The organism is Candidatus Cardinium sp. TP (assembly GCF_025215055.1).
GTDB lineage: Bacteria > Bacteroidota > Bacteroidia > Cytophagales > Amoebophilaceae > Cardinium.
The window spans coordinates 1-18,933 of record NZ_JANAVR010000019.1 but is presented as its reverse complement, the minus strand read 5'-3'; the positions used below and the strand labels follow the sequence as shown (position 1 = coordinate 18,933).

Below are 18,933 nucleotides of genomic sequence, written 5' to 3'. Positions count from 1 at the left end.
AGTGGAGATGTTGCCTAATGTTTTAGCTAGTTCCAATAACCCTAATTTAGGCTTGATAATTTTTTGATGTAAGTTCATAGTAGTTAAGATTTATATCATCATAATTTAACAATTGTCAGATTAAATCTTGACTACTACAGTTAAGGTAAGGGTTAATCGAGGCTCCTCTGAGGATAGGTGTAAGAGTCAAGATTTAAAACGATACGGAAAATACAGTACAATAGATTAAACTTTTCACCCATTTAAACCAATAGGTTCTTGTTATACCATAAAAAGTTACTATATTATCGGCAGATGTTATATACTCCTATGGTGACCTCAAAGTTTTTAAATCCAAAGAACGACGTAGCCTTTCGTAAGATATTTGGTAGTGAAAAGCATAAAGATATTCTTATTCACTTTATCAACGATATACTGGATCTACATGGTCCAGATAAGGTAAAAGAAGTAACCTTTCTATCTACGATTCAAGATCCGGATATTGCTTGCAAAAAAGAAAGTATAGTAGATGTACTATGCACAGATCAATATGGCAAGCAAATTATCGTAGAGATGCAAGTCGCTCCCCAAGAGGGCTTTGAAAAAAGGGCACAGTACTATGCTGCAAAGGCCTATTCCAGACAGCTCAATCCAGGCCAAGAAGTAGGCGCTAGATACCAAGATCTTAAAGCAGTTATCTTTATCGCTATTACGGATTATATTGTTTTTCCTGACAAAAAAGATTATCTATCCAATCATATCATTTTAGACGCGAATACCTACGCGCATGATCTACAAGATTTCTCTTTTACTTTTATAGAACTACCCAAATTTAAGATTAAAGCTATAGAGGACCTTTCCACCATGATAGAGAAGTGGTGTTACTTTTTTCGTTATGCTTCCTCTACGAGTGAAAAAGATGTTAGCAAAATACTAGATTCTGATTTGGTTATTCAGCGCGCCTATGAAGCTTTAAATCGCTTTAACTGGTCAGAAATAGAATTACTAACTTATGAGAAAGAGATCAAGCGTATTATGGATAATCAAGCAGTAGAAGACTATATGAAAAACCAAGCAAGACAAGAGGGTAAGATAGAGGGTAAGATAGAGGGTAAGATAGAGGGTAAGATAGAAATCGCTAAGTTAATGCTCCAAGAAGGTGAGCCTATAAACAAGATTATGCGTTTCACTGGATTATCCCAGTCTCATATTGAAAAACTTATATAATTATTAGATAGGAAGTGCTCCCTCAATGGCGTCAAGTTAATGGGTAAATTTTATTGATTATCAATTAAAATGATAGGCATCTGTCGTTCCAGCCACTAGTTTTTTGTAGGTGTTCAGCGCATTGGTTTTTTTTACGTCAAAAAAACCCGCTCCTGTAAAAAGTCGCGATATAGAAAGTGGCATTTTACAGATGATTAGGAAAAAAGTTTTCTTTGAAGCTCCCAAAAGGGGCGCTTCCTGTTTTTCCATCTGTAAGATGACACATTAACCAATGGTGTGAATAGATAGTAACAATCAATAAAATATATTCCTTAAGTTTACGCCATTGCGTGTTCGCTAAACCATAGGCGCCAAGTTAAGGCAAGGCTAGCTATAAATTAAGATCAAGCATCAAATTCCTTTTTGAGGATAGTATGGAACTAGATAAGATAGATAAACATATTTTAAATATTCTTCAAGTTGATTCAAAAATCACCAATGCTGCGCTTGCACAAAAAATCAATCTATCTCCTGCAGCTACGCTTGAACGGGTTAAAAAGTTAGAGCAGCATACCATTATCACAAGTTATTGTGCACAAATTGATTATGCAAAGCTAGGTTTCTTGGTCCATGTAATGGCGGGCATTCGCCTTCAAAAAAGTACCGCTGAATACATCAAGTTATTTAAGCTTACGGTTGATAAAATAACATCCATTACCACTTGTTATCAAGTAATAGGTGATTTTGATTTCGTGTTAATGGTCTATGCGCAAGATATAGCCAGTTACCAAACAATGGTCATAGAAAAACTCTATCTACTGCCATTTGTGGACCATGTAAAAACCTTATCAGTCACCCAATTGGTAAAAACCAAACCGCTATTGTTAGCATAGACGCTTTACCCTTTCCATCTCAAATGGATGCATCGCATCCATTCATTCCCATCTCATCGTTTCCATGATTCCGATTTTATACGTATAATTTGTTGTAGTTATTACGGCATTAGTAATAAATATTGGATACTTTGAATGGCTAAGTGATTAACCTTTTAATGAGTAGTTATGTTTATCATACGGTTTTTATTGTCCTATATAAATATTATTTTACTTTCATCTTGCGTAGCAAATCATCTACGCATTGGCAATCGTGTGCAGCAAATCGGAGCGGATCATATAAAAAGGTTCATAAATAAATTTTTGGTGCTACAACCGTCTTGTAGTGAACAGGAAGCTAGGGGTATCCGTATAGCGAACGTAAAACAAACTATAAAAACTGTGCAAAAATATTTTGGCATACAAAATAATATGGGTAGTATCATGGAGCCATTTTATTTCATGCATAGAAACGCGAGATCCGATTCTATAACGCCTCTGACAAGATTGAATGACTATGAGGATGATAAAAAAGAGGCGTTATTGGATTTCATCAAGACACTAGTAGTAATCAATAGTCACTTATTGATGAATTGTGAAGCATTATTGAGGTATGTAGAAAATTGGCAGATGGCTCTTAATCAAACATATGGTATACAACCATGCCTAGCCGTTGCATGTTTTTAGGATAGAGTCAAAAAGATAAAGATGCGTCGCTATCTTATTATTTTTATATTATTGGTGGTGCGCCTAGATGTTCCCTTGGCTCTACCTCATTTATTTTCCTTTGACGACTACGTAACGGCAATCTACCAGCGGCAAAATTTTACGGAAGAGGAAGATTTTGAATCCATTAAACAAGCCCTTCGAGAAGCCTATGCTACACCATTGGATTTAAATAAGGCAACGGAAGAATCATTGGCAGTATTAGGCATTCTATCTGTAAATCAAATAAAAAATTACTTTAACCATTTGGCTACCACAGGCCCGCTTTATTCTAAATATGAATTGCAGGCCATTCCTGATTTTGATCTAACCACCATAGCTTTGCTTTTACCATTTGTTTATGTACCAGAAACCTACCATCTGCCATCTAATTTTCTAAAAATCAATGAAAATAAATCTAGTTATTTTTTATGTCGTTATACGCCTTCACTGAATAAAACGACTCAGTTGTCTACCTTAGGCAATCTAGATCAATGTATGGTTCAACTTTGCTGTAACCATAATGATGCCATAACATGGGGCATCACCGGTAGAAAACAAGCAGGCGAATCATTTTGTTGGGACCATGCAACCTATCGTTATGGATTTAACCTATGGTCTGTTTTTGTAATGGTAAACCATAAAAAGTATATAAAAAAAATAGTCATTGGAGATTATCAAGTGGGCTATGGTCAAGGCTTGCTGTTAAGTGCAGGGTATATCCAGTCAGGGGGGGCGGTTTGTTCTATTGTTCGTTCTAATAATGTGGGCATTAGGCCCTATAAGAGTATAAGACGTATTGGATTGCGTGGTGTAGCAATCACCTCTGATCTAGGCCCTATTGAGGCAACAGGGTTCTATGCAAACCATAACCTAGATGCTACTTTGCAACGCAATCTAAATAACCAGCTCTATATCCATCAAATTGATTGCATAGGGAAATATGATACTGTCCATAAACTAGCCAAAAAAGGAACGGTTAATGAACAGGTGGTGGGGTGCACCATACGCAAACCCTACCATAGAGGCCAAACAGAGGTGGGTATCAATCTGCTCTATCACCATTATGATATACCTATTATAAATAAAAGAGTGGCCGAGGAGCCCTATGGGTCCCAATCTGCTGCTAGTCTATTTTACCGTTTGTTATGGAAAAACTGGATCTTATTTGGAGAAGCAGGGTTTACTGTGCCAAATACGATTAAGGCTAAGCAGGGCAAAGCGTTGATTACAGGATGTGTAGTAAGTTTTTCCCGTTATGTAGATCTTTCTGGTGCGTTATATTACTATGGTAAGGGATTGCATACACCCTATGGGAATGCCTTTAAACGGTATACCACAGGGCATGCCAATGAAAAAGGAGGGTATCTCTGTGTGCAAGTTACACCTTTACCTAGTTGGCAACTCGCAACTAGTGGGCACTTTTTTGCCACCTTATTTCCTAAGCCTCAGCTGTCAAAAGCGAGTAGTGGCTATCGTTTTACTACACGTTCTAATTATATGTTGCATCGTACCACCCTATTGGTGGTACAACATAAACTGCATAAAAATCCGCGTAATAAGCCTAAAACAGCATGTGAATCCGCAATGATTGTGTCATCTACCCAAAATAGTTTGAAGTGTAAGGTAGACCACAAGCTTACCCATTATTGGTGGACCCAAGCAGAAATACAATATACCCAGTATACTTTTTTAGGCGAAACCGATCGTGGCTATGCGGTATCCAGCATACAAAAATGGAAAGGCAGTCAATGGCAATTGGTTGGAAAAGCGACCTATTTTAATACTCCAAATTATACTACTAGACTATACTTTTATCTACCCAATCCATTATATAGTAGTAGGCAATTTTATCCCTATTATGGTAATGGAATCGATGCTACCGGGTTGGTTTGTTGGAAGCCCATCGGATGGGTTCGTCTGGAAATTAAATATAGTTTTATATATTACATTAAAGATCTGCCTAAAACAGAAGCCGCCCAAAGCAAAAGACCTTCACCCAGTAGAGGCAGTCAGTGTGGAATGATACAACTTTTAGTAAGGTTTTAACGCAATCTTTTATAAAGGACGTTTTTTTGTTTTTGTCTTTCCAGCAAGTGAAAGGGCTACCTTGTTACTAGTCTATTGGAACTATTTATGAAAAAATCTATTATTGGCAAGTTGCCGCATATAACCCATATGTGGGTTAAGCTTTTAGGTACAATTAGCATCGCCTTAAGCAGTCTATTGGTAAATTATACCGCTTGCCATACTTCCAATCGATTCGATTCCGACTTAGCCATACAAGCCTGGTTTACACCACAGGACCCTTGTATGGATCTTATTGTGGCCAAGGTTCTATCTGCGAAAACATCCATTTTTGTACAGGCCTATGTCATTACCTCTAAACAGATTACAGACGCATTGATAGCAGCGCATCAAAATAAGGTAGCGGTTCAGTTGTTAATAGATAAAGATGCCCCAACTACCAAGGGTAGTAAAGTGAATGAGTTGTTACGGTATGGTATTCCTATTATAATTGATAAAACAGTTGGTTATGCACACAATAAAGTTATGATTATTGATGATGAATATGTGATTACAGGTTCTTTTAACTGGATACATAGTGCGCAAACCAGAAATGCAGAAAACCTAGTGATGATAACAGGAAAAGACATCAATAGAAGGTTTAAAAATAATTGGTACATGAGGGCAGCAGCTGGAGAACGATTAAAATATATGCGTAACCATTGACCTTATAGATTACAAAACAGTGACGTCAACTTATTGCTGTCGGGCTACGACTTCTAGCCAAACTTGCTATTCCATCCAGCTATTATATGAAGAGCGTAACAAGCATCCATGAAAAAATACTGTTTTATTTAATAATCTATAGCATGGATGCCTTATCCATGGTAAGCAACGAGAATCCTATTACATTTGCCAATGGTATCATCCCTATACCTCCATTATTGGCTAAACGAACTATAATTTTAAATTACGATGCATATGCACAATGCCCATCAGACAAAAAGTCTTAAAGAATTGGTAAACAGATTTCTTGAAACCTCTCCTTTTCAGAAACAATTAACAGCAGCTATGGTACGTGCAGCATGGCATACCATCATGCCTAAGGTGGTTTGTGATAGGACGGAAAAGCTTTATGTCCACCATAACAAGATTTTTTTAAAAATAACTTCTGCTCCTTTACGGCATGAGTTAAAGTGCAATAAAGATGGAATCCTGATGATGCTCCATCAAACTATGTCGCATACCCTGCTGCAAGATGTTGTTTTTTTATAGGTATACTTTCGTAAGAAAAGATGCAAAATAAATCACTAACTATTTAGAACTACTAAAATATTTCTTAGATTCACGTCAGTGTTCAAAAGTTATCAATACTGAACTTTAAAGGAATGATTATGCTAGTAGAAAAAAGACCAGTAGTAGAAACAGAGCAGAAACTTGTGGTAGGCCATGGTGTAAATAAAGAAAAGACAATCAAAACAAAAGAGATGATTCTCCAAAGAACCAATCAAGTCTCTTTAATTGGTCATCTTGTTTCTGGTTTTGATCCTGTCAATGTAGAGGGTAATTACCAATCTAAATCTTCTTCACGGGTATCTATTTATTTTGGGAAAGTAAGTAAAAAATGGAAGTTTAAATGTCATCAAACGGATCAGGAGGGGGATGTGTTTGCCCTTTGGGGATACTGTTATGGGTTAGACTATTCAACCCAATTGAATGATATTCTGGAACATATGAATCGAAAGCTCTCTTTGGGCTTGTAACCCTATTTGTTTAAAGCAAACATTCTTATGGTTGGTATACAAGGCATATCTTTTAAGGGTAAAAAGGTACTCATACGCGTTGATTTTAATGTACCCATAACGGATCATGGCGTGATTATCGATGACCGACGTATTTGGAGCAGTTTACCAACGATTCAAAAAGTAATAGCAGATGGAGGAATAGCTATTTTGCTTGCCCATTTGGGCAGGCCTAAACATGGATATGAAGCACGCTATTCGTTAAGCAGGCTCTTGCCTCTATTATCTAATTTATTGCAACAACCTGTTGTTTTTGCGCGCGATTGTATAGGCGCTGTGGTAAAAGAACAGATAGATAGGCTAGAACCAGGTAGCGTTCTACTACTGGAAAATGTGCGTTTCCACGCATCAGAAACATTAGAAGATAGTGGTTTTGCTCAAGCACTGGCTGAATGGGGAGAGGTCTATATCAATGAAGCTTTTGGAACCATTCATAGAAATCATGTTTCTACTACTTTACTACCTACTTATTTTAAAGAGCGATATGCGGGCTACTTATTGCAGCAAGAAATAGCGGCTATTGATAAACTTTTTTCAAAAGACCAAACACCCGTTGTGGCCATTATGGGCGGTAATAAGCTCGTAGATAAAGCAAAGCCGATTGAAGGCTTAATGCGTTACGTAGACCATATATTGATTGGTGGAGGATTGATCCTACCGTTTTACTATGCAAAACAGTCACCATGTCCACATACCCATTCAGAAGCAGAGAGGATTGCCAGTAGATTATTTCATGAGCTAATACACCATCACCATTGTCAATTATGGTTGCCAACAGATGTCCAGGCGCTACCTGAAATGGATGAACAGATGACACCATCGACCTTATCACTTGCTGATCTACCATGTGGCTCCTATGTAGTAGATATTGGACCGGTTACACAAGCACACTTTGCAGCATTGATTGGGCAAGCTAAAACCATATTATGGGCTGGCCCTATAGGGGTATTTGAATGGGATCAATGTGCGCTTGGCACCCTCTCCATTGCCCAGGCCATTGCCCAGGCCACTGCGCATGGCGCCTACAGCATAGTGGGTGGCGGAGATACCGCTGCTGCTATAAAACAAACAGGCTATGCCAATCAAGTTTCCTATATTTCTACAGGAGGAGGAGCCTTGCTGGCCTATATTGCAGCAGATCGAAAACTATCAAGTCTAGAGGCACTGAAGCAATAAGCTACCACGGTCTATAGCCTACCTAAAATGAAAAATAAAAATATCTCATTTCGTATCTGTTCACATTACTGGTTAATAATCCATTTTATCCCACTTTTTTATCAAGAAAAAAGTGGGATAAAATCAAGACCTCGGTAAAAAGCCACTTTCTACACCACGGCTTTTTACAGGGGCGGGTTTTTTTGACGTAAAAAACCATCGCGCTGAACACATACAAAGCTAGCGTGTGTGGTCCCGGAAGGACTCGAACCTTCAACCTACTGCTTAGAAGGCAGTTGCTCTATCCATTGAGCTACGGAACCTAAAAGAAATTTGTTTATTGATAAATAGTATCTGTTCCCGATACTGGTTAATAATGAACTTTATCCCACTTTTTTCTTGATAAAAAAGTGGACAAAAAATCAAGACCTCGGTAAAAAGCCCCTGAAAGTGTCATCTTACAGATGGAAAAACAGAAAGTGCCCCCAAAGGGGGCTTTAAAGGAAACTGTTTTTCCAAATCATCTGTAAACTGCTACTTTCTACACTGCGCCTTTTTACAGGGTCGGTTTTTTTGAGGCAAAAACCAGTACGCTGAACATATACAAAAAATCAAACCCTATGCAAAAACTTGCTGCAAGCTATACTTTCTGACCGCAACTTTTCCAAGGATCAGTTTTTGAGGTGCAATGCTTAAGATAAAAATTACTTTTTGTAAGCAAAAAGCATCATATAAATGCTTTGTCGGGGCGGCAGGATTCGAACCTGCGACCTTCTGCTCCCAAAGCAGACGCGATAACCGAGCTACGCTACGCCCCGGATGTTAAACTAATGAGCGGATAGGGGGGGATTCGAACCCCCGGTACAGAACAATCCATACCGCAGTTTAGCAAACTGCTGGTTTAAGCCACTCACCCACCTATCCCTATAGCCTTATCAATATAAGGTATGTAAATTTACTGAAATTATAACAAATAAGTGCATATAATTTTCAAAAATTAGTATTGGTATCATATAAAATCATGGCCTATGACGCTTTCAACAATTCTACTAGTGTGTGTATGGCTAGGCTATGGGCTGCTTTTAATAAAATACCACTTTCTTGGAAGGTGTGTCTGCTTAGATAATCAGCCAATGTTGTTTTGCTTGGAAAGCAATGGATGGTTGGGTACGGTTGTTTGCAGGCAGAAAGGGTAAACAAAGGACCGCATAGTAGTACCTGGTTATAATCAGGTTGCCTAAGTTGTTTAACGATTGTATCGTGCCAAGCTGTAGCGTGGCTACCTAACTCAGCCATATCACCTAGGATAACCACACGGTAGCGCACCTTTAATTGTAGCAACGCATCCAGTGCAGCTTGCATGGAAGCAGGACTGGCATTATAGCTATCTATAATCAATTGATTGCTGTCTTGGACCACGAATTGCATCCGTTGGTTGGTGGGGATATAATCTTGAATGGCTTGGTGGGCTACTGGACGCGGTACCTTAAAGTATTGGGCGACACCAAGCGCTGCTGCGATGTTGTGTATATGGGGTTTCCCTAACAAGTGAGTGGTAACTTCTTGCTCTGATTTATAACGTATATAGGGTGTTTCACACACCAACTCAATGGGTGTGCAGTTGTAGGTAATAGCGTGTTTCAATCGTGTTTTTATGATAGCTGATAAGGAAGCTAGGTTGTTTAAGAAAATAGTACCACGAGTCGCGTATAGGTAATCATATAGCTCACTTTTACCTTGCATAACCCCTTCTATATTCCCAAATCCTTCCAGGTGTGCCGCACCAATAGCAGTAATTAAACCATGTGTCGGTCGGGCTATTTGGCAACAAAAAGCAATATCACCTAATTGGGTGGCACCCATTTCTATAACGGCTAGTTGTGTATCCTGTTGTATGGATAAAAGGGTTAAAGCCACCCCAATGGGTGTGTTTAAATTACCTTTGGTGGCTACGGTTCTATAAGTGGTCCGGAGGGTCGTGTATATCAACTCTTTGGTAGTGGTTTTACCATAAGACCCAGTTATCGCTATAACTGGGAGGCCATATTGAGACCGATGGTAACCAGCTAGTTGTAAGAGTGTAGCCAGGCTATCCTTGACTAGGATATAGGCAGATGAGGGTCTGGCATAACTAGGGTCATCTATGACTACATACCGGGCACCCTTGGCTAGGGCTTCTGCGGCAAAAGCATTGCCATTAAAGTTAGGGCCCCGAATGGCAAAAAAAAGGGAACCTGGAGCCAAATGGCGTGTATCTGTGGCTACAGATTGCGTCATTAAATATTTCTGATAAAGTGTGGCTACCATAAATGTGTAAGATAGAGCCAGACGGTTAGCTGTAGGCAACAACGTTAGGCTTAGGGTCTGTTGTATGCTTAAAGTGGCCCATGTCCAACTGAATAGAAGGTACTACCTTTCCTAAGAAAGGGCTATAGCCTATTTTTAACGTTGTGGCCAACCACGATATGCTAGCATGTTCTACTTGTAGGCCTATGCCATAGCGGTCTATCCATGTTTGGTTCAATAATGCTTGATTCTGATTATACAGGGCTATAAAATGGACAAACCCAAGGCAAGCAAATCGAATGGGAGGGGCCATAATGGGCATATGTAAAGTGCTATCTAAATGGATAGTAAGCCGTGCATGGATGGGCGCTTGCATGCTATTGACTTCGTCAGGCAATGCTAAGGATTCGGGATCACGGCGCCTAATGCCTAACTGACGTTCCTTGGGCATGCGATAACCCGCTATATAGTCTATGGTAATAAACTGACGTGCACCTTTGCATGTTTGTATAGGTGGACCAGCATAAGCCAAAGCCAGTTTTAATATTGTTTCCTCGAATCTTTTTTTATTTATAAAAGTTCCTGATTTACAGCTTAAATGTATATATCTAAGCCTGGGGTGTGCGGTATTTTTAATACAATGGATGCCTATATAGTGTCTGTTGTTACATGCGCTATTTTGGTAACCATATAGCATTTCTATCGATCCACCCTTGGGTAAAGTTTCCAAAGCATGCAGTCGATAGACTCCCCTTGTGGTTGTGTAATTAACAGCTGCCCAGCCTATCTTACCCAAAAAAAATGTATTGTCGTAGTAAGTTGTATTACTCATCGCTCTACAAAGTGGGCGTGTAGTGAATGTTTGCTTACTACCGCTTAGCCCAGTGATCCATGAATAGGACGCGTAGGATTCCTTTGTTTGTATAGCGAATAACTTGCCCACCCATAAATTCTTGTAATTAAATTTATAGCTGCGACCGTAGGCAATATCTGTTTGATTGTAATATTGTCCGCCAAAGAAATAGTTCCCATGCTGACGAGGCAGTTCATAGATAAAACCATAGCCCCATCTTTTCTTTAGAAAAAGCTGGTTGCTGAAGCGATGGCCATAGCCCCCTATATTGTGATGCGTTAGGGTACAGAACGGCCCCTCATCTAGACTTACATCAACCGTTATAGGAAATCGATCCTTGGTCTGTATGATTAGGTCCGACAGCATGGGGGTACTACCTCCTGCTACCTTTTCACATGTAACAGAAACAGTTGAAAAGTAGGGCAGTACCATTAAGCGTTGCTTAATAGCCAAGCGTTTTTGCGCATCAAAGGTTGCACCAGGTGCCAAAGAGATATAGCTGCGTATGAGAGAGGCATGCGTAGTAGGGGTCAGCCATTGCAACAAACGTAAGTAAGGGTATGATGGCGTTGGTGCTAGAGCGCCTGTAGATGTTATGGTTATGGTTGTAAGTGTATAAACAGTAGAGGAATGTGCGTTACATGGCATACAAAACGAAAACAGCCATCCAGCTGTTAAGCCTATAGACTGTGCGATACCCTTAGCTTTTTTGCGGATGGATGTAACCATTTGAAATGTTATAATGCTATATGAGTGGTTCGGGTTGCAATCTAGGATAAGGAGCTATGTTGAATATAGCACCTTATTACCTAGAAATGATTCGCAAAACCATATAAAAAGCTGCAGGATGCTGCTATTAGATTACAAATCAAGGCCTACATGCATCGCATCTACTACAGAGCGCGCGTTATAGGTTACCTGACTTGCTTCAAGCTTTAATATTCATCTTCATTAAAGATAAAATCATCTCCTGTTGGGTAGTCAGGCCATATTTCTTCAATCGAAGTATATGGATAATCATCATCATCCAATTCCTCTAGATTCCTAATTACCTCAAAAGGGGCGCCTGATCGTTTTGCATAGTCTATCAATTCATCCTTAGTAGCTGGCCAAGGGGCATCCTCTAAATGCGATACTAATTCAAGTGTCCAATACATAATGTAAAAGCGAAAAATAAATTAAATTTAAGCTGCGTCTGATAGACTTTAGGCCTATCTTTTAGCAGGCAAAAATAGCGCAATTTTCAAATTCATACAAGCAATTACCCCTCTATTGCTTGTGATGACTATGTAATTTTTTAAGCGCACCTTAATATTAAGGTGTCAGGTTATTCTACAGCTAGTGTAATTTATGCAAATTTCTTTTTTTCTTGCCAGGCGTTACGTTAAAAAGTATGCCCACACCACATTAATCTATAGGTTATCTAGACTTTCTTGCTACAGTATGGCATTGGGTAGCGCTATTTTAGTACTCATCTTGTCTACCATGAATGGCATGGAAAAGGTACTGTCTAATTTGTTTTATACCTATACACCTGCCTTAAAAATAGAACCAAAAATCGGTAAAACATTTGTCAGCGATGCTGAATTAAAAGGTCATATCATGCATCTTTCTGGTGTAGCAGATATCGTAGAAGTATTAGAGGCCACTGCACTGGTACGGTTGCATCGTCAGCAAGTCATTGTGACGCTTAAAGGTGTTTCTAAGAATTTTACAGCAAGTGAGTTGTATAGAAACACTACCTTTATGGATGGGGTTACTTTTTGGCGGGACGGCAGGCCACAAGCTATTGCGGGCATTTTGGTTGGCCAATTTTTACAATGGACGCCTCATAGCAATAGGGTAGAGGTTTTTTATCCGAAGCAGGGTGGTTGTTACCCGCTTTGTAAGCCCTACAAGCGCATGAGGTTGGCGGTGCATGGTCTCTTTTCTATAGCGCGGCAAATAGATAGCCAATATATCATTGCTCCTATGGATTTTGTGGAGGCGTTGACAGATGGCAGTCATCAACGTACCCATTGGGAGGTAGTCCTCGAAGAGACCGCTGACCTGGAAAGCATGCAAGCCCGCATACAGCAAGTATTGCCAGATGGCTATAAGGTGACCCATCGAGATGAACAAAATGCACCACGTCGTAGGGCTATCTTCATAGAACGCCTTTCTGTCTGTTTTATTTTTGGTTTGGTATTGCTTTTGGCTGCACTGCATATTTTCTTTATGTTATGTATGTTGATCGTGCATAAGCAAAAAGATATAGCGATGCTTGCTGCACTTGGTGCGACGCCAAGTCAAATAGGTAAGATTATATGCTATAATGGCCTCTTGGTATCTTTGGAAGGTATATTATATGGACTGATTATAGGATGGGGATTAGGCTTTTTACAGCAAAAGTTTGGCATCATTACCTTTACTAGGGTGCGCAGTAAGATCCCGTATCCAATAGAAATACATGGACTTGATTGGGTATATACAGCTATCGTCACTACTCTATTTAGTCTATTGGCGACCCTCTGGCCCATGCAACGCGCTATGCAATTGGCTAGAAAGTCATTGGGTCGCACCAGCCTCATCGATAGATAAGCGAATAGGTATGCATATTTTTAATTTTATTTCTATACCAGATAGTAATAAGGTATCTATTCACACAATGGCGTAAAATTAAGTATTTTTATTGATTTTCAAATAAAAATATCTATTCTTACCATTGGTTAATAATGCATTTTATCCCACTTTTTTCTTGATAAAAAAGTGGACAAAAAATCAAGCCCTCGGTAAAAAGCCGATGAAAGTGCCATCTTACAGATGGAAAAATAGAAAGCGCCTCCAAATGGGGCTTCAAAGGAAACTGTTTTTCCTAATCATCTGTAAAATGCCACTTTCTAAACCGCCACTTTTTACAGGGGCGGTTTTTTTTGACACAAAAAACCATCGCGCTGAACACATACGTAATAAGTATCATGATGTGTAATAGTGATTATTTTAGAATTTAACAATTGTTAGATTAAATCTTGACTACTACACCAAATACCTGTATCAGTGGTTGATGAGTGAAGGGGTCAATGGTGTCAATTGAATGGAGATACTATTATTGATTGTTAGGTATGATGGTGTTTTTAGATGAATAACTGGCCTGCGCTTCACTTGCGGCTGCCTATAAAGGAATTGGGTACTTTCAGTAAAACGGAAATCTTTAAAATATCTGTTTCCTAGCGGATATTTTGGTATAACTTTATCCAGTTAGAAACTATGCTACTTACTGGCTCTATTACGAAACAGAATGTCCACAAACGACCATCCATAAGCTACTTTTTTCAACTTTATCAGGTATCTATTCAGTCGTATGGGCCACCTTAGCCCCGAAACAAAAAAAAAAATCAGACATCATCCTCCTAACAATCATCTTTCAGATTTTTTGCAGATCTTTGCTACATCTAATAATGCTGCATATGTACAAAAACACACCTTCTTAATGATTGCACCCATGACGCATCCAAAACGATATACCGTTACCGCTGCACTGCCCTATGCCAATGGGCCAATTCATTTAGGCCATGTGGCAGGAGCCTATCTGCCTGCTGATATTTATGTGCGTTATTTAAGGCAAAAAGGGGCTACTGTTGTCTTTATCAGTGGGTCTGATGAACATGGCGTGCCTGTGGTGATTCGTGCGCAGCAAGAGGGAGTTACACCTCAACAAGTGGTGGATAAATACCATACCCTTATTAAAGAATCGCTGCAGGGGTTGGGTATTAGCTTTGATATCTTTGCCAGAACTTCCTCGTCTACCCATTATGAGACTGCGACTGACTTTTTTAAGGAGTTGCATCAAAAAGGCATATTTGAAGTATATGAAACAGAACAATACTATGATCCGGTTGGTCAGCAATTTCTATCTGATCGGTATATCAAAGGCCGCTGTCCCAGTTGTCACCATTCAGATGCCTATGGAGACCAATGTGAAGCATGTGGCCGAACACTGAGTCCAGAGGAGTTGGTTGATCCTACTTCTGCCATTAGTGGTGCAAAGCCTATTTTAAAAGCGACCAAGCATTGGTATCTACCCTTAGATAAGTATGAAAGCTGGCTTAAAAAATGGATTTTAGAAGACCATAAAGATTTTAAAACCAATGTATATGGTCAATGTAAAGGTTGGTTAGACCAAGGGTTGCAACCGCGTGCTGTAACCCGAGATTTAACTTGGGGCATTCCTGTGCCACTGCCTGAAGGAAAAGGGAAGGTCCTTTATGTCTGGTTTGAGGCACCGATTGGCTATATTAGCGCAACTAAAGAGTGGGCAAAAGCCCAACAGATTGATTGGGAGCCCTTTTGGAAAGATCCAGATACCAAACTGGTTCATTTTCTTGGCAAGGATAACATTGTCTTTCATTGTATTATTTTCCCTGTGATGCTCAAAGCGCATGGTCAGTTTATTTTGCCTCAACAGGTTCCAGCCAATGAATTTTTAAATTTAGAGGGCCAAAAACTTTCTACCTCCCGTGGCCATGCGGTGTGGCTCCACGAGTATTTAGAAACCTTTCCAAGAGATGTATTGCGGTATGTGCTCTGTACCATTGCGCCAGAAAACAAAGACAGCGACTTTACATGGCAAGACTTCCAGGATAAAAATAACCGTGAGTTGGTGGCCAATCTAGGTAATTTGGTCCATAGAACGTTTAGTTTGGTCCATCAACATTTTGGTGGTTTGGTGCCACCTCGTATGGCACCTAATGCTGCAGATCAAGCTTTATTGACTGCCTTAAGAGCTGCTTTTAGTGAAGTAGGTCATGCCATAGAGCAGTTTAAATTTAAAGAAGCCCTGCAACTATCTATGGGGTACGCTACATTAGGCAATAAATATTTAACCGATAGGAGACCATGGCATTTGGTCAAAAGCAACCCAGAAGAAGCGGGAACTGTATTGCATATCACTCTGCAATTGATTGCTACTGTAACCTTGTTGATCAGACCTTTTTTACCGGCCACAAGTGATAAAATGGCGCGTATGTTGGGGTTAAAAGCAACAGATTGGGGGAATGTGGATGTAGCCCATCTCCTACAATTCGGTGATCCCTTGTCATCTCCTATCTTGTTGTTTGAAAAAATTGAAGATGATAGTATTGAAGCACAACGGGAAAAATTAAAAAATCTTTCTACGGATGTAATAGGGTAATGGAATATGTTAGATGAAAAGCAAGTTAAAAAATGGATTTATTATTTTGGTTACGGTAAGGAGGATGCACAGGGTGACCCATCTATATTAGGCAATAAAGGATATGGGTTGGCACGGATGTCCTCTTTAGGCTTTCCGATTCCACCAGGCTTTACCATTATAACGGAGGGGTGTAGCTACTACGGTCAACAGGGTCCAACGAGTGCCATTTGGGATCAAGTGGTGGCAGCGCTTAAGGGGCTTGAAGAGGCAACCGGCAAACATTTTGGGGCTGGCCCTTTTCCCCTGCTGCTATCGGTACGTTCTGGTGCTAAAACTTCGATGCCGGGTATGATGGATACCCTATTGAATCTTGGCTTAAATGATGCCACAACCGAGCTATTGGGTCATGCTACCCAAGATTTTAGATTTGCCTATGATAGCTATCGGCGTTTTATAGAAATGTATGGTAGCCTTATTATGGGCATTGATTACCATCTATTTGTAGCAGTAATGGAGCGCATGCAAACAGTAGAGCAGGCCCATGATGCAGCAGGACTCAGTCTTGATGCACTGCATACAGTTATTGATGGCTATAAAAAAATCATCTTAGACCATACGGGTACTACTTATCCCCAAGATCCCTTTGAGCAATTGAAAAAGGCTATAGCGGCTATTTTTGCCTCTTGGAATAGCCCAAGAGCAGTTACCTATCGAAGATTGAACCATATAGAGGATCAGAGAGGTACAGCCGTTACCATTCAGGCTATGGTATTTGGCAATAGGGGGGTAGATAGCCTAACAGGCGTCCTATTTACCAGAAATCCCTCTACGGGTGCGCGGAGTTTATTTGGTGAGTACTTAATCAATGCGCAGGGCGAAGAGTTGGTTTCTGGTTTAGTGACCCCTCGGCAAGTCACGAAAGAAGGGAGGGAGGCTATTCAAGATCCGCAAGAAGCACTGGAAGAAAAATATCCCGTTGTTTTTAGCGAGCTAAGTGGCTTAGCTATGGCTTTAGAGCACCATTTTGCTGAGATGCAAGACATTGAATATACCGTTGAGCAAGGAAAAGTATGGCTATTGCAAGCCAGAAATGGCAAACGCAGTGCCAGCGCTGCAGTTAAAATAGCAGTGGATATGATGCAAGAAGGCAAGATAGATGCGTGTGAAGTATTAAAAAGAATCGATTATGAACAGATAGAGCGCCTATTGCATCCTACATTAGATGCCGATCAAACCATAGAAGTATTAACCCAAGGGTTGCCTGCTGCCCCAGGTGTCGTCTCTGGGGCGATTGCCTTTACACCAGAAGAGGTAGAACACCTTTCGAAAAATGAACATGTGATTTTGGTTAGGGAGGAAACCAGTCCGGATGATATAGGTAGCATGGCGATGGCTGTAGGCATTTTAACGACCAAGGGCGGCATGACGGCCCATGCTGCAGTAGTAGCAAGGGGAATGGGTAAACCCTGTGTATGTGGTGCACAGGCCATTACAATAGACCGCCAAAGCAGCACATTGGTGATTGGCCAGACCAAGATGAAACGCGGTAGTTATCTAACCATTAATGGCACAACAGGCGAGGTGATCAAAGGTAAAGTAGCAACTGTACGGCCCAAGCCTTTTCCTGAGTTTGTAACCTTTATGGGGTTAGTAGATCAGAGCAAAAGAATGGAGGTAAGGGCTAATGCAGAAACTGTTCAGGATGCAACGGTAGCGTTATCCTTTGGCATTGCAGGCATAGGTCTTTGTAGAACAGAGCATATGTTTTTTCATGCAGATCGCATGTGCCTGTTTAGAAAAATGATCTTAACCAGTTGTAAAGCAGCACGTGCCGATATTTTAACCGAATTGAAGGTGGTACAGAAAAGCGATTTTATAGCTCTTTTTCAGATCCTAGATGGCTTGCCTATTACGGTAAGGTTACTAGACCCACCTTTACATGAATTTTTACCCAGCCAGGATATAGCTGAGTTGGCCTTACAAGTAGGTCTTCCGTTGGATGAAGTCACCAAGCGTATGGCGCAACTTGCTGAAGTAAACCCGATGTTGGGTAATCGGGGGGTTAGGTTGGCCATCACCTTTCCAGAAATTTATGTGATGCAGCTGGAAGCGTTATTTGAAGCTGCTTTAGCAGTCAAGCAGGTAGCGTTAGAAATTATGTTGCCGCTTGTCTTTGATGCCAAAGAGGTGGTTTTGCTTAAAAAAATCATAGAAGAGGTATATCAAAAAACAGCGCCTCAAATCCGATATAAGGTGGGTATAATGATAGAATTGCCCAGAGCAGCCTTGCAAGCCGCCATCCTTGCCCCATTGGTTGATTTTTTTAGCATTGGGACCAATGATTTAACCCAGACTACCCTTGGTATCTCACGTGATGATGGCGCCAAGTTTCTAGACTGTTATCAACAAAAAGGGCTGCTTCAGGCAGATCCTTTTGTTACGCTTGACCAAGAAGGGGTAGGAGAATTGATTCAAATGGCAGTAGCACGCGGCAGGTCAGCAAATCCAAATTTAAAAATAGGAGTTTGCGGCGAACATGGCGGGGATCCAGCTTCTATTGCCTTTTTTGATTCAATTGGAATAGATTATATATCCTGTTCGCCCTATAGAGTCCCTATTGCCAAGTTGGCGGCCGCAAAAGTAGTGGCAGGTCATTAATTGGGTATCTGTTCAACTCACTGATTTTTTGTCCACTTTTTTATCAAGAAAAAAGTGGGATAAAGTGCATTATTAACCAATGGCGAGAATAGACACTTTTATTTGAAAATCAATAAAAAAAATCCTGTTACCTAAGCAGAGAGAGTCACCCCTCCCCACTTGGCTTCAAAACCGTACGTAACAGTTTCCCGTTATACGGCTCCTCTATAAGTTGGGGTTTGTTATACATACTTCTCCATCTAAAACATCTTGAAGCTT

14 protein-coding genes and 3 tRNA genes are annotated in these 18,933 nt (G+C 40.2%); 11 read left to right on the top strand and 6 right to left on the bottom strand.

All coding sequences use genetic code 11. The annotated features are described in order from the left end of the window. Positions 1-309 precede the first annotated feature (309 nt). The 8 genes from NLX65_RS03190 to NLX65_RS03155 all read left to right on the top strand — a co-directional run bounded on the left by NLX65_RS03190 (position 310) and on the right by NLX65_RS03155 (position 7,747). The gene (locus NLX65_RS03190; protein WP_260537108.1) at positions 310-1,206 is read left to right on the top strand and encodes an Rpn family recombination-promoting nuclease/putative transposase; all 897 of its coding nucleotides are present in this window, start codon (positions 310-312) and stop codon (positions 1,204-1,206) included. Positions 1,207-1,619: 413 nt separating this feature from the next. Further along, a complete protein-coding gene (locus tag NLX65_RS03185; protein WP_260537106.1) occupies positions 1,620-2,078 on the top strand; it encodes an Lrp/AsnC family transcriptional regulator in 459 nt (152 codons plus the stop codon). A 168-nt stretch (positions 2,079-2,246) separates the two neighbouring features. Next, positions 2,247-2,744: a hypothetical protein gene (locus NLX65_RS03180; RefSeq protein WP_260537104.1), complete on the top strand. Its 498-nt coding sequence runs from the start codon at positions 2,247-2,249 to the stop codon at positions 2,742-2,744. Between the two features lie 21 nt (positions 2,745-2,765). Further along, positions 2,766-4,811: a hypothetical protein gene (locus NLX65_RS03175; RefSeq protein ID WP_260537102.1), complete on the top strand. Its 2,046-nt coding sequence runs from the start codon at positions 2,766-2,768 to the stop codon at positions 4,809-4,811. An 87-nt stretch (positions 4,812-4,898) separates the two neighbouring features. Beyond that, complete coding sequence (locus NLX65_RS03170; protein WP_260537100.1) at positions 4,899-5,495, top strand: phospholipase D-like domain-containing protein; 597 nt, start codon at positions 4,899-4,901, stop codon at positions 5,493-5,495. 249 nt (positions 5,496-5,744) lie between these two features. Next, complete coding sequence (locus NLX65_RS03165) at positions 5,745-6,044, top strand: DUF721 domain-containing protein (protein WP_260537098.1); 300 nt, start codon at positions 5,745-5,747, stop codon at positions 6,042-6,044. A 113-nt stretch (positions 6,045-6,157) separates the two neighbouring features. Further along, positions 6,158-6,532, top strand: coding sequence for a hypothetical protein (locus NLX65_RS03160; RefSeq protein WP_260537096.1), 375 nt, complete (start codon positions 6,158-6,160; stop codon positions 6,530-6,532). A gap of 27 nt (positions 6,533-6,559) precedes the next feature. Then, a complete protein-coding gene (locus NLX65_RS03155; RefSeq protein ID WP_260537094.1) occupies positions 6,560-7,747 on the top strand; it encodes a phosphoglycerate kinase in 1,188 nt (395 codons plus the stop codon). A 229-nt stretch (positions 7,748-7,976) separates the two neighbouring features. Here the strand turns inward: NLX65_RS03155 and NLX65_RS03150 are convergent. The 6 genes from NLX65_RS03150 to NLX65_RS03125 form a co-directional block, all read right to left on the bottom strand. After that, a tRNA-Arg gene (locus tag NLX65_RS03150) sits at positions 7,977-8,049 on the bottom strand. Between the two features lie 420 nt (positions 8,050-8,469). Beyond that, a tRNA-Pro gene (locus NLX65_RS03145) sits at positions 8,470-8,544 on the bottom strand. 17 nt (positions 8,545-8,561) lie between these two features. After that, positions 8,562-8,650 (bottom strand) — tRNA-Ser (locus NLX65_RS03140). A 102-nt stretch (positions 8,651-8,752) separates the two neighbouring features. After that, on the bottom strand, positions 8,753-10,003 hold the full coding sequence (locus NLX65_RS03135) for a UDP-N-acetylmuramoyl-tripeptide--D-alanyl-D-alanine ligase (protein WP_260537092.1): 1,251 nt from the start codon (positions 10,001-10,003) through the stop codon (positions 8,753-8,755). A gap of 55 nt (positions 10,004-10,058) precedes the next feature. Next, positions 10,059-11,594: a hypothetical protein gene (locus NLX65_RS03130; protein WP_260537090.1), complete on the bottom strand. Its 1,536-nt coding sequence runs from the start codon at positions 11,592-11,594 to the stop codon at positions 10,059-10,061. A 206-nt stretch (positions 11,595-11,800) separates the two neighbouring features. Continuing rightward, complete coding sequence (locus NLX65_RS03125) at positions 11,801-12,022, bottom strand: DUF2795 domain-containing protein (protein WP_034576849.1); 222 nt, start codon at positions 12,020-12,022, stop codon at positions 11,801-11,803. 193 nt (positions 12,023-12,215) lie between these two features. Here NLX65_RS03125 and NLX65_RS03120 point away from each other — a divergent pair, with 193 nt between their 5' ends. From NLX65_RS03120 to ppdK, 3 genes are all read left to right on the top strand, one after another. Next, the gene (locus NLX65_RS03120; protein WP_260537085.1) at positions 12,216-13,445 is read left to right on the top strand and encodes an ABC transporter permease; all 1,230 of its coding nucleotides are present in this window, start codon (positions 12,216-12,218) and stop codon (positions 13,443-13,445) included. A 901-nt stretch (positions 13,446-14,346) separates the two neighbouring features. Further along, positions 14,347-16,035 (top strand): methionine--tRNA ligase, encoded by a 1,689-nt coding sequence (gene metG, locus NLX65_RS03115; protein ID WP_260537083.1) that lies wholly within the window; start codon positions 14,347-14,349, stop codon positions 16,033-16,035. A gap of 6 nt (positions 16,036-16,041) precedes the next feature. Beyond that, positions 16,042-18,675, top strand: coding sequence for a pyruvate, phosphate dikinase (gene ppdK / locus NLX65_RS03110; protein WP_260537081.1), 2,634 nt, complete (start codon positions 16,042-16,044; stop codon positions 18,673-18,675). Positions 18,676-18,933: the final 258 nt, after the last annotated feature.